Source organism: Rhizobium sp. Leaf306 (assembly GCF_001423425.1).
Taxonomy (GTDB): domain Bacteria; phylum Pseudomonadota; class Alphaproteobacteria; order Rhizobiales; family Rhizobiaceae; genus Neorhizobium; species Neorhizobium soli.
Genome location: NZ_LMNX01000002.1, coordinates 744,492 through 756,703, shown reverse-complemented (window position 1 = coordinate 756,703; position 12,212 = coordinate 744,492). Strand labels below are relative to the sequence as shown.

The 12,212-nt window shown below is 61.4% G+C and carries 8 protein-coding genes; 4 read left to right on the top strand and 4 right to left on the bottom strand.

Features of this window, described 5'->3' with window-relative positions; translation table 11 throughout:
* Positions 1 to 9 precede the first annotated feature (9 nt).
* The 3 genes from alaS to ASG19_RS11355 all read right to left on the bottom strand — a co-directional run bounded on the left by alaS (position 10) and on the right by ASG19_RS11355 (position 6,853).
* The gene (gene alaS, locus ASG19_RS11365) at positions 10 to 2,667 is read right to left on the bottom strand and encodes an alanine--tRNA ligase (protein WP_062456637.1); all 2,658 of its coding nucleotides are present in this window, start codon (positions 2,665 to 2,667) and stop codon (positions 10 to 12) included.
* A gap of 230 nt (positions 2,668 to 2,897) precedes the next feature.
* Complete coding sequence (gene recA, locus ASG19_RS11360; RefSeq protein WP_062456635.1) at positions 2,898 to 3,986, bottom strand: recombinase RecA; 1,089 nt, start codon at positions 3,984 to 3,986, stop codon at positions 2,898 to 2,900.
* A 245-nt stretch (positions 3,987 to 4,231) separates the two neighbouring features.
* On the bottom strand, positions 4,232 to 6,853 hold the full coding sequence (locus tag ASG19_RS11355; RefSeq protein ID WP_062456632.1) for a PAS domain-containing sensor histidine kinase: 2,622 nt from the start codon (positions 6,851 to 6,853) through the stop codon (positions 4,232 to 4,234).
* Positions 6,854 to 7,128: 275 nt separating this feature from the next.
* On the opposite strand from ASG19_RS11355, the gene ASG19_RS11350 reads away from it, so the two are divergent.
* Complete coding sequence (locus tag ASG19_RS11350) at positions 7,129 to 8,217, top strand: flagellar biosynthetic protein FliO (RefSeq protein ID WP_062456629.1); 1,089 nt, start codon at positions 7,129 to 7,131, stop codon at positions 8,215 to 8,217.
* Positions 8,218 to 8,323: 106 nt separating this feature from the next.
* Here the strand turns inward: ASG19_RS11350 and dksA are convergent, their stop codons facing one another.
* Positions 8,324 to 8,743 carry an RNA polymerase-binding protein DksA gene (gene dksA / locus ASG19_RS11345; protein ID WP_062456626.1) on the bottom strand — a complete coding sequence of 140 codons (420 nt, stop codon included), beginning with the start codon at positions 8,741 to 8,743 and terminating at the stop codon, positions 8,324 to 8,326.
* 265 nt (positions 8,744 to 9,008) lie between these two features.
* Here dksA and ASG19_RS11340 point away from each other — a divergent pair, with 265 nt between their 5' ends.
* The 3 genes from ASG19_RS11340 to ASG19_RS11330 all read left to right on the top strand — a co-directional run bounded on the left by ASG19_RS11340 (position 9,009) and on the right by ASG19_RS11330 (position 12,136).
* Entirely contained in the window at positions 9,009 to 9,518 is a 510-nt protein-coding gene (locus tag ASG19_RS11340) for a histidine phosphatase family protein (RefSeq protein WP_062458026.1), read from the top strand.
* An 81-nt stretch (positions 9,519 to 9,599) separates the two neighbouring features.
* A complete protein-coding gene (locus tag ASG19_RS11335; RefSeq protein WP_062456623.1) occupies positions 9,600 to 11,066 on the top strand; it encodes a YcjX family protein in 1,467 nt (488 codons plus the stop codon).
* Positions 11,063 to 12,136 (top strand): TIGR01620 family protein, encoded by a 1,074-nt coding sequence (locus ASG19_RS11330; RefSeq protein WP_062456620.1) that lies wholly within the window; start codon positions 11,063 to 11,065, stop codon positions 12,134 to 12,136. The genes ASG19_RS11335 and ASG19_RS11330 overlap by 4 nt, the downstream gene beginning before the upstream one ends.
* Positions 12,137 to 12,212: the final 76 nt, after the last annotated feature.

The window sequence follows — 12,212 nt, the reverse complement described above, 5'->3', positions numbered from 1 at the left end:
TTCAAACTCTTAGGCGCCGAGCGCTGCGGCCACGGCTTCCAGCGCTTCATTGGCCTTGGCACCGTCAGGGCCACCGGCCTGCGCCATATCCGGCCGCCCGCCGCCGCCCTTGCCGCCGAGCGCCGCAGAGGCGATCCGCACCAGATCGACGGCGCTGAAGCGGCCGATGAGATCAGGCGTGACCGCGACAACCGCGCTCGCCTTGCCATCTTCGGACACACCGATCAGCGTCACGACGCCCGAACCGAGCGTGGCCTTGCCTTCGTCCGCGAGCCCCTTCAGGTCCTTCGCGTCGATGCCGGCCAGTGCCTTGCCCATGAACTTGATGCCCGCGATGTCACGGATGTCGTCGGCAGAACCACCCTGCTGACCGCCACCCATGGCGAGCCGGCGCTTGGCGTCTACCAGTTCCTTCTCGAGCTTGCGACGCTCGTCGATCAGCGCCTCGACACGGGAGACAAGCTCACCGGGCTGAACCTTTAGCGCACCGGACAAGGTCTTCACGCGCTCATCCTGCTCGGCGAGATAGACACGCGCCGCATCCCCCGTCACCGCTTCGACACGGCGAACACCAGCGCCAACGGCGCTTTCGGAGAGAATGCGCACGAGGCCGATATCGCCCGTCGCGTTCACATGCGTGCCACCGCAGAGTTCGATCGAATAAGGCTTGCCGGCCTTCGGGCCATCGACGGCCTTGCCCATGGAGACAACGCGAACTTCATCGCCGTATTTCTCGCCGAACAATGCCATCGCACCTTCGGCGATCGCATCGTCGACGCTCATCAGGCGCGTCGTGACCTGCGCGTTCTGCAGGATGATGGCGTTGGCCATATCCTCGACGACCTGAAGTTCTTCTGACGACATCGGCTTCGGATGCGACACGTCGAAACGCAGACGCTCAGGAGCGACAAGCGAACCCTTCTGCGCCACATGGGTGCCAAGCACTTCGCGCAGGGCTTCATGCAGCAGATGCGTGGCGGAATGGTTCGAGCGCAGGCGCGAACGGCGGGCGTGATCGACGGCGAGGATGACCGCGTCGCCAGCCTTCAACGTGCCCTCGGTCACGGTTGCGATATGGACAAACAGCCCCTCGCCCCGCTTCTGGACGTCGGTCACTTCAAGCTTGGCGTGGTCGGTCGAGATCAAACCGGCATCGCCCATCTGGCCGCCGGATTCACCGTAGAACGGCGTCTGGCTGACGACGATTTGTACGGCATCGCCGCTCGAGGCACTGTCGATGGCCTTGCCATCCTTGACGATCGCCTGGACGACGCCTTCGGCCGTCTCGGTGTCATAGCCGAGGAATTCGGTGGCGCCGAACTTTTCCTTGATTTCGAACCAGACGGTTTCGGTCGCCTTGTCGCCGGAGCCTGCCCAATGCGAGCGGGCTTCGGCCTTCTGGCGTTCCATCGCATCGGTAAAGCCCGAAAGATCGACGCCGATTTCGCGGGCGCGGAGCGCGTCCTGCGTCAGATCGAGCGGGAAGCCGTAGGTGTCGTAAAGCTTGAACGCCGTCTCGCCGTCGAGCATGTCGCCCTTGTCGAGCGTGCTGGTCGCGTCCGAAAGCAGCGACAAACCACGTTCGAGCGTCTTGAGGAAGCGGGTTTCCTCGAGCTTCAGCGTTTCCCCGGTCAGCGCCTCGGCGCGCACCAGTTCCGGATAGGCGCGGCCCATTTCCTGCACCAGCGTCGGCAGCAGCTTGTACATCACAGGTTCTTTGGCACCGAGCAGCTGCGCATGGCGCATGGCGCGGCGCATGATGCGGCGAAGCACGTAACCACGGCCTTCGTTGGATGGCAGCACGCCGTCGGCAATCAGGAACGCGGACGAACGCAGATGGTCGGCGATGACGCGGTGGCTGGCACTGCCCTCGGCCTTCACGCTCAGGACATCCTCGATCGTTCCGATCAGCGTCTGGAACAGATCGGTGTCGAACACACTCTGCTTGCCCTGCAGGACACAGGCCATGCGCTCGAGACCCATGCCGGTATCGATCGACGGGCGCGGCAGCAGCGTACGCTCGCCGGGTGCCGTCTGCTCGTACTGCATAAAGACGAGGTTCCAGAATTCCAGGAAGCGGTCGCCGTCTTCTTCAGGCGAGCCCGGAGGTCCACCCCAGACATTCTCGCCCTGGTCGATGAAGATTTCCGAGCACGGACCGCAGGGGCCGGTATCGCCCATCTGCCAGAAGTTGTCGGAGGTCGGAATGCGGATGATCTTGTCGTCGGAAATGCCGGCGATCTTCTTCCACAGCGTCGCAGCTTCCTCGTCTTCCGAATAGACCGTGACCAGCAAGCGGTGCTTGGGCAGATCGAAGCCTTCGGTGACCAGCTTCCAGGCAAGCTCGATCGCGTTTTCCTTGAAATAGTCACCGAACGAGAAGTTGCCGAGCATCTCGAAGAAGGTGAGATGGCGGGCGGTGTAACCGACATTGTCGAGATCGTTGTGCTTGCCGCCGGCGCGCACGCATTTCTGGGAGGTGGTGGCCGTGGTGTAGGGGCGCTTTTCAAGACCGGTAAAGACGTTCTTGAACTGCACCATACCGGCATTGGTAAACATCAGCGTCGGGTCGTTGCGCGGCACAAGCGGGGACGAGGACACAACCTCGTGGCCGTTCATTTGGAAATAGTCGAGAAACGTCGACCGGATTTCATTCACGCCGCTCATGCTAAGCCCTTTTTATCGCCGGGTGCGATGCTGTTATTCGAAGACGAAAGGCTTGTATCGTCCGCGTTCCCGACTGTCCAGCCACAGCACCCCTAATCATCCCAAACCCGCCCGGAACGCAGACCGGCCGCGCATCTCGTAGATGGCGACCTGTAAGATTTGAAAACCGGAAAACACCGGCGAAGATCAGCGTGAGGATGCCTTAGATCGGCATCCCAACCCAAGCCCGATCAAGGGTCGGGGGCCTGGTCGCCGTCATTGGCATCGGGTCCGCCATTCTGCAGGAACTTGTCGGCGATCAGGCCGGCATTCTGGCGCAGCGACGTTTCGATTTCGCGGGCCACTTCCGGGTTGTCTCGCAGGAACGACTTCGCGTTCTCGCGGCCCTGACCAAGGCGCTGACTGTTGTAGGAGAACCATGCGCCCGACTTCTCGACGATCCCAGCCTTAACGCCGAGATCGACGAGCTCGCCGGTCTTGGACACGCCCTCGCCATACATGATGTCGAATTCGACCTGCTTGAAGGGAGGCGCCATCTTGTTCTTGACGACCTTGACGCGTGTCTGGTTTCCGACGACTTCTTCGCGTTCCTTGACCTGGCCGATGCGGCGAATGTCGAGACGGACGGACGCGTAGAATTTCAGCGCGTTACCGCCTGTCGTCGTTTCCGGCGAACCGAACATCACGCCGATCTTCATGCGGATCTGGTTGATGAAGATCACCATCGTCTTCGACTTGGAGATCGACGCTGTCAGCTTGCGAAGTGCCTGGCTCATCAGACGGGCCTGAAGACCCGGCAGGCTGTCGCCCATTTCGCCTTCGATTTCGGCGCGTGGGGTCAATGCCGCAACCGAGTCGATGACGAGAACGTCGACAGCACCGGAACGCACCAGCGTATCAGTGATCTCAAGCGCCTGCTCACCGGTGTCAGGCTGCGAGATCAGGAGGTTATGCAGATCGACGCCGAGCTTGCGGGCGTAGACCGGATCGAGCGCGTGTTCCGCGTCGACGAAGGCGCAAACACCGCCACCCTTCTGAGCCTCGGCAATGGTCTGCAGGGCAAGCGTTGTCTTGCCCGAGCTTTCCGGACCATAGATTTCGACGATACGGCCCTTCGGCAGGCCGCCGATGCCGAGCGCAATATCAAGGCTCAGGGAACCGGTGGAAACTGTCTCGATCTCGACGATGCTATCGTTCGAGCCAAGCTTCATGATCGATCCCTTACCGAAGGATCGTTCGATCTGTGAGAGTGCTGCTTCGAGCGCCTTGCTCTTGTCCACGCCTTTATCCTCTACGAGCCGCAATGAATTCTGTGCCATGAGGTCCCACCTTTAGGTTATTGCCGCCACGCAAGCAATGAAGCAGCCGATGGACTTCGTGTACTCTTTTTGTTCTCATCAATCAAGAGGCTTTTATCAGCTTGATTGAACTGCGTTATCGCGATTTCGTTCCCGGAACGTTCACGCACGCATAACCTGTGGAAAATCAGGCGTTAAAGCAAGGAGCCTCGCATTCGACGGACGAATCGCGAGGCTCCATAAAGTTTCGCAGGCGGATCAGAAAATCAGTCCGAGTCGAGCATCTCGCGAACCGCAACGGCAAGCTGCTTCAGCGAAAATGGCTTGGGCAGAAAACCGAACTTCGCATCGGCCGGCAGGTTGCGCGCAAACGCGTCCTCCGCGTATCCGGAGACGAAGATGAACTTCAGATCCGGATAGGATTTCCGCAGTTCCGTCAGAAGCGTCGGCCCGTCCATCTCAGGCATTACAACGTCGGAAACGACGATATCAACCTTGCCTTCGAGCTCGTCCATGATGTCGAGTGCTTCGACGCCGGATCCGGCTTCGTGCACGGTATAACCGCGCGTTTCCAGCATGCGCTTGCCACCCCGGCGAACCGCTTCTTCATCTTCCACAAGCAGCACGACCGCAGACTTGCCCGTGAGATCCATATCCTCTGCCGGCGCTTTCAAAGCCACAGGCTGTGCGGCTGCCAGAGCTGCAGCCTCTGCGGCCTCTGGCGTGATGACCGGTATTTCGGGAATGTGACGCGGCAGGAACAGCCGGAAACTCGTTCCGCGACCGACTTCGGATTCCGGATAGATATAGCCGCCGGACTGTTTGATGATGCCATAGACCATCGAAAGGCCGAGACCTGTCCCTTTGCCCACTTCCTTGGTGGTGAAGAACGGCTCGAAGATCTTGTCCATGATCTCGGGCGGAATGCCCGTGCCGCTGTCGGCGACCTCGACCATCACGAGATCTTCCGCCGGCAGATCGGCCTGATGGAAGGCGGCGGTTTCCTCGGCCGTCACATTGCGGGTCTTGATCAGGATCGTGCCGCCCTGCGGCATCGCATCGCGCGCGTTGACGCAGAGGTTGATCAGAACCTGCTCGAACTGCGACAGGTCGGTGCGCACCGGCCACAAGTCGCGCCCGTAGTCGACATCGAGCTTGACATTGGTGCCGGAAATCAGCCGGTCGACCAGCATCCGCAGGTCGCCCACCACATCGGTGAGGTTCAGCACCGCCGGACGCATCGTCTGCTTGCGCGAGAAGGCCAGAAGCTGGCGCACCAGAACGGCGGCCCGGTTGGCGTTGCGCTTGATTTCCATCAGGTCGGCAAAGCTCGCATCGGACGGACGCGCCTGCAAAAGCAGGTGATCGGATGACAGAAGGATTGCCGTCAGCACATTGTTGAAATCGTGCGCGATACCGCCGGCAAGCGTTCCCACCGCATTCAGCTTCTGGGTCTGCGCCATCTGCGTCTCGAGCGCCTTTTGCTCGGTCGTCTCGACGGAATAGATGATGGCCGCCTCTTCGGGTGCCTCGTCGCTCTCGTCGATCACCGCATTGACGTAGAAACGCAGATAGCGGGTCTCGTCGCCCGGATGCCGCGAATCGATCGGAGTAATGTCGCCCTGACGGTCGCGTGCGGCAGCAAGCGCCGCCATCAGCTGATCGCGGGTCGTCTCGTGCGCGATACGCTCCAGCGACGCACCACTTTCCACGTCGTCGCGGGTCAGAACCCCGGCGAACAGTCGCAGGAACGGCGCATTGATGCGCAGGATCCGGCCCTCGCCATCGACGGACGCAATGGCCATCGGCGTGTTGTTGAAAAAGCGCGTAAAACGCATCGCAGACGCGGATTGATCGGTGTCCTCACCATGCGGCCGGTTGATCACGACACTGCGGCTTTCGCCGGGCGCACCGTCGCGCATGGAGCTGACGCTGTGAACAAGTCGCACCGGCAGGCTCTGGCCGTTGGCACGGCGCAGGTCGAGATCGAGCGTCTCCGTGCGCTTCAGGCCTGGCGCCGGTTGAACCGACTGGATCAGCGCCATGCCCTCGCCCGCCACGAGATCGTCGATCGTCATCGATCCCGGAGAAAACTTGGTCAGATCGAGACCCAGCCATTCAGCCAGCGTGGCGTTGAGATAAAAGATCTCGCCCTTCTTGCCCGCGGAAAAGAACCCGACCGGCGCATGGTCGAGGTAGTCGATGGCGTTTTGCAGTTCGCGAAAGAAGCGCTCCTGGTCCGACCGTTCCGAGGTCGTGTCGGTAATCTGCCAGATGTCGAGCTGCGCCTTGTTGTTTCCGGAACCCGCCAGAAGGCCGGCCTTCAGCCTGTACCAGAAGGCGCCCGCACCATTCTCTCCAACGACGGCAGTGCCCGTGCTGCGGCCAAGCGGCTGCAGCAGGCGGAATTCTTCATGACCCTCGCGGCCTTCCCGCAGCGCGGATGTCAGCCTGTAGAGCGCCTCGTTGGATTCGCGCGACTTGGACAGAAGCGTTTCAAGGGACTGGATATCGCTCTTTTTCGTCGCACCGGTCATCCGACCATAGGCAGCGTTCGCGTAGACGATGCGACCCTTGATGTCCGTGATCAGGATACCGTCCGGATGGCCGGCCAGGAAAGCGCGGGCGAGATCGTCGGACCTCGATTGCGGCATGACTTCCACGAGGCCAATCATCGAAGAGACGAGGAAAAATATGCCGACCATGGCAAGGATGCCCAGCAGGCCGAGCACAATCTCATTGTCGAGTGCCTGCTGAAAAACCACAAAAGCGACTGCAACGCCCAGCAGCACCAGCGCAAGAAGCACGATCCGAAGAATGGTTCCACCCCGCGTCTTACGCTCGACCAGTGGGGTCTCGTAGTTGCCGCCCTGCTGCAACTTCGTCATCAATCCCTCGCATTTCGCAACGGCCGACTGCCGAAGCCATCCTACTGCGGCCGTCATGCTCCACGGAGCCGAAAACCCTATGATTCCTTCTTAGCAAGTTGTCGGCGACGCAAAAAGCTCCGTTGTGCCAGAAAACCCGGGACAGTGAAGACTTGTGCCCTATCTTTCCTCCTCGAAGTGATGTTTTCCATCAAGACAGCATCGCAGCACCCCTTGATCGAAGCGAAAATTGTCGTCTTTTCAAATGTGACGATTGGCATGAGGAGTATCAGCATATGGCCGAAGAACTGATGGGCGCCTATGGCAGCCGGATGGTTATCGCGGTCCTCGGTGTCGGCATCGGGCTTCTCTTCCTGTTCGGCATCTTGTGGATGCTGCGCGGTCGCAATGGACCGTCGCCGTTCGTCCGCGGGGGACGCAACCGCAATCCGCGGCTGCAGGTGCTGGATGCGGCAGCCGTCGATGCACGTCGCCGCCTCGTGCTGATCCGCCGCGACGGCGTGGAGCACCTCGTCATGATCGGCGGGCCGACCGATATCGTGATCGAAACCGGCATAGCGACGAACTCGCCCTCACAGCCCTCCGCCATTGAAAGCGCGCCTTCTGAACCGCGTCCCGCACTTGCCCAGAGGCAGCGTCCGGACCCTCGCCCGGCAGCTCTGCCGGAGGCCGAACGACCTGAGGCCATGCGGGAGATTTCAGTGCGCGACGACGCCCCGCGTGCGAAGCCACCACTCGCGACCCAGCCATCTCCCATTCCCGCTCGCCCTGTGAGCCCGGTATCCCGGTCGGAGCCGACGCCGACTGCGTCCGTATCGCCACCCGCCCCGCAGCGACTGGATCCGCCGGCAAGACAATCCGCCCCCGAGCCACAGCGTCCGGCACCGACCGTCGTCATCCCGGCAACGGTTTCGACAGCCGCTGGCGTTGCCGCAGCGCCGATCGCCGCGGCAGCGATCACGGCGATCCCGCAGCCTGCACCATCCAGGGTCGACGATGCGGCAAACGCGCTTGAAGCCGCGCGCAGTCGGGTTCTTGCTCACTCCGAGCCCGACCAGCCGACAGAACCGTCGCGCGTTGTCCCGATCAATCCTGAGGACCTCTCGACCGGCGGACAGCCGGCCCTCGAAAAGCCGAAGATGCTCGGGAGCGATTTCGAGAAAATTTTGGAAGAGGAAATGGCACAAAACCTTGCGGCGCGGGAAAACGCCGGCCGCGAGACGATCGCGGTACCAGCACCAAACCGCCAGTTGCCGCAGCGCGATCCTGCTGTCGCACCGATTACCGGCGCGACTGCCGAGCCATCACTTCAGGACGAAGTCGCCCGTATATTTGGGGAAATGTCCGCCACGCGCGATAAATGACATGCAGGGCCGCGGGCTTTGCACGTATCCATGACATCAAACGACAAAAGGCACGGTTTCCCGTGCCTTTTGTCGTTTCTGCCGTAGACCATGCGTCAAGCAGAAATCATTCGTCGCGATAGACCTTTTCGCGACGCTCGTGCCGCTCCTGGGCCTCGATCGACAGGGTTGCGATCGGCCGGGCGTCAAGACGCTTCAGTCCGATTGGCTCGCCGGTTTCTTCGCAATAGCCATAGGTCCCGTCGTCGATGCGCTGCATCGCCGCGTCGATCTTGGAGATCAACTTGCGCTGCCGGTCACGGGCACGAAGCTCGATGGCTCTATCGGTTTCCGAAGATGCGCGATCGGCCAGATCGGGATGGTTGGCACTTTCCTCTGCCAGATGATCCAGAGTCTCCCGCGCCTCCCGCAGGATATCGTTTCTCCAGGCCGTCAGTTTTGCCCGGAAATACGCCTTCTGGTTTGCATTCATGAACTCGTCGGTTTCCGAGAGTACATAATTGCTAAGATCGATCTTCTCACTCAACGCGATTCTCCTGAAGAACATCTCGTGGCCGCTCTATATCGCTTTGGTTGTTCCGGTTCAAGCCTTCCGCTCGTTATTGAGGCAATTTTAAAATTGTCACAAAAATCAGCTAAATGACTATTTTCTATGCTTTAATCGACTTCGGTTGAAACCGGATCCTGGGCAGCGCAACTGGCAATCATGGCGCAGGCGTGGTTGAAGTTCCGAAGTCACGGAATTACCGTCCAGGCGGTCAAAGGAGAATGAAATGGCGTCTTTCACCGATATGCCGACACTCGCGCCGCCGCCGTCACGCATCTACCTCCTCCGGCACGGCCGGGCGGCCAACCCGGAACAGGGTCAGAGAGATTTCGATCGAACACTGACGACGGATGGTTTCGCCGAAGCGGAAATCGTTGCCGACAAGGCGGCGGACCGTCGCTACCGCCCCGACGCTGTCATCAGTTCGACGGCTATGCGTTGCCGCCAGACTGCGGAGGCGGTGCGCCGCGCAATCAGCGAAACCATCGAGCCCGAATTCATCGACGAGGTCTACAACGGATCGGTCGGCACCTATCTCGCGCTGATTTTCACCAGCGACCGCAGCGGATCGGTGATGCTCGTCGGGCATAACCCGACGATCGAGGACGTGTTCGGGGAACTGATCGGAAAAGAGCATGCAGCCCGCGCCCTGCCCTCAGGGTATCCGACGGCAGGCCTTGCTGTCATCGATCACGCAGGCCGAAGCGACGGCTCGCGACCCGCATGGAACCTGACGGATTTCATCACGCCGTGACCACAGATTCCAAGGCATCCCATCCCTTTGCGCATTGCCTGACGGTCCCTATATAGCGACAAACAGTTTTGGGACGAAACCTTGCCGCCAGCGCTCACCAGTATCACCGACGACGCGAAGATTGCTCTCGATAATCTCGCCGATCGCGCCTCGAACTTGGTCAACCCGTCGATGCGGCTTGGCGTTACCGGCTTGTCGCGTGCCGGCAAGACAGTGTTCATCTCGTCGCTTGTCCACAATCTCCTGAACGGCGGCCGACTGCCGCTGTTCGAGGCAATGCGCTCCGGCCGGGTCTCGCAGGCGCGGCTCGAGCAGCAGCCGGACGACGCGATACCGCGCTTCCAGTATGAGGATCACATCGACGCACTGGTGCGCGAACGGATCTGGCCGGATTCGACGCGCGCGATCTCGGAACTCCGCGTCACGCTGGAATATCAAAGCGCCAGTGGATGGAACCGGATGTTTTCCCGCGGAAGGCTTTCGATCGACATCGTCGACTATCCCGGCGAATGGCTGCTCGATCTGCCGCTGCTGGCACAGGATTACGAGACCTTCAGCCGCAACACCGTAGACCTTGCCCGGACCGGCATTCGCGCCGAGTTGTCGAAGGACTGGCTTTCGTTCGCCTCCGGCATAGACATGGACGCACCGGCGGACGAAGGAACCGCGCGTCGGCTGGCCGAGAGTTTTGCGGCCTACCTGAAAGCCTGCAAATCTGATGAGCGCTCGCTCTCCACCCTGCCGCCCGGGCGATTTCTGATGCCCGGCGACCTGGAAGGTTCGCCCGCCCTCACCTTTGCGCCCCTCGCCGATCTTCCGGATACGCCGGCCCCGAAGGGGTCGTTCCGGGCAATGATGGAGCGCCGCTACGACGCCTACAAGACAATCGTCGTCAAACCCTTCTTCCGCGAGCATTTCGCGCGTCTCGACCGGCAGATCGTGCTGATCGACGCGCTCCAGGCGATCAACCGTGGCCCCGAGGCCGTGCAGGATCTGGAACGCGCACTGACCGACGTACTCGCCTGCTTCCGTCCCGGCCACAACAGCTTCTTCTCGTCGCTCGTCGGCCGGCGCATCGACAAGGTGCTGGTCGCGGCCACCAAAGCCGACCATCTGCATCATGAAAGCCACGACCGGCTGGAACGCCTGACCGGCCGGCTCGTCGACCGCGCCATCGAGCGGATCGGCATGGCCGGCGCCGGCATCGACGTGATGGCAATCGCCTCCGTGCGCGCCACGCGCGAGGCCTCGGTCAAGGACGGCAGCCATCAGCTGCCGGTCATCGTCGGCACCCCGATGGCGGGCGAAACCATCAATGGCGAAGTCTTTGACGGCACGCGCCAGACGGCGATCTTCCCGGGAGACCTACCGGCCGACCCGGAGGCCTTGTTTCGCCAGCTCGGTCAGCCGGGTTCCGAGCTTCCTGATGTCAACGTGGTTCGTTTCCGACCCCCAGCCCTCGACGAAAAGGGCGGCATTACCCTATCGGTCCCGCATATCAGGCTAGACCGCGCCATGCAGTTCCTGCTGGGAGATCGCCTCGCATGACCGACCGCAAGATCACCGATGACCGCCGCCGCCCAACTTCCTTCGTCGTAGACGACGACATTCCGACGAAAGAAGAGCCACAGACCCACCCGAACCGCGCACCCCGCCGGTTTGACGATGGCATCGCCATCACGCCGGACGAGCTCGATCCGTTCATCAGCCCGCAGGAACTTTCACCAGACGCGCTGGCCGTCGCCGTGCCGGTGAAGCGGAAGCGTTTCTCCTTCGCCAACCTCGCGGCCGCGGCCTTCGGCACGTTCCTGTCGCTTGCGTTCGGCCTCTGGGCGGATCGGATCATCCGGGATCTCTTTGCACGGTCCGACTGGCTCGGTTACGCCGCAGCGGCAGCGCTGGGCGTCGGCATCGTCGCGCTTCTGGTCATGGTCGGTCGCGAAATCATCGGGATGATGCGGCTTGCTGCGGTCCAGACGCTGAAGACGCAAGCGGAAGACGCCCTGAAATCACCAAGGCCGACGGCAGCCAGAACCGTCGTCGCCGCGCTCACGAAACTGACAGGTCACCGGGCGGAGACCGCCCGCGGACGTGCCGCGCTCGATGCGACGAAAGACGACATCATCGACGGGCCACAACTCATCGATCTCGCCGAGCGAGAACTCCTGTCGCCGCTCGACCGGCAGGCACGCGTCCTCATTCTTGGCGCCTCGAAACGGGTCTCGGTCGTCACCGCTGTCAGCCCCCGCGCGGTCGTTGATCTCGTCTATGTCCTGTTCGAGGTGACACGACTGATCCGCGCGATGGCGGACCTCTACGGCGGGCGCCCAGGCACGCTCGGACTGTTGAAGCTCATGCGGGACGTGATGGCGCATCTGGCGGTGACAGGTTCGATCGCAGTTGGAGACGGAATCGCTCAGCAGGTTCTGGGCCATGGTTTGGCATCGAGGCTTTCAAGCAAACTCGGCGAAGGCGTCATCAACGGCCTGCTGACGGCGCGTATCGGCATTGCCGCGATGGATCTTTGCCGCCCTCTTCCCTTCCACGCTGTGAAGCGCCCGGGGATCGGCGATTTCATGTCCGACATCTCTCCCGTCGGCCCGCGCAAGACCGATTGATCGCGCCTCTGTGACCCTTAATGACCCGAAAAGATACCAGTCATTAACCATTCCAAGCTAATTTGCGAGGCACTTG

Coding starts and splice junctions, on each gene's coding strand:
- recA (WP_062456635.1), bottom strand. CDS start 3,986: ATGGCACAGAATTCATTGCGGCTCGTAGAGGATAAAGGCGTGGACAAG.
- ASG19_RS11350 (WP_062456629.1), top strand. CDS start 7,129: ATGGCCGAAGAACTGATGGGCGCCTATGGCAGCCGGATGGTTATCGCG.
- alaS (WP_062456637.1), bottom strand. CDS start 2,667: ATGAGCGGCGTGAATGAAATCCGGTCGACGTTTCTCGACTATTTCCAA.
- ASG19_RS11330 (WP_062456620.1), top strand. CDS start 11,063: ATGACCGACCGCAAGATCACCGATGACCGCCGCCGCCCAACTTCCTTC.
- ASG19_RS11355 (WP_062456632.1), bottom strand. CDS start 6,853: ATGACGAAGTTGCAGCAGGGCGGCAACTACGAGACCCCACTGGTCGAG.
- ASG19_RS11340 (WP_062458026.1), top strand. CDS start 9,009: ATGCCGACACTCGCGCCGCCGCCGTCACGCATCTACCTCCTCCGGCAC.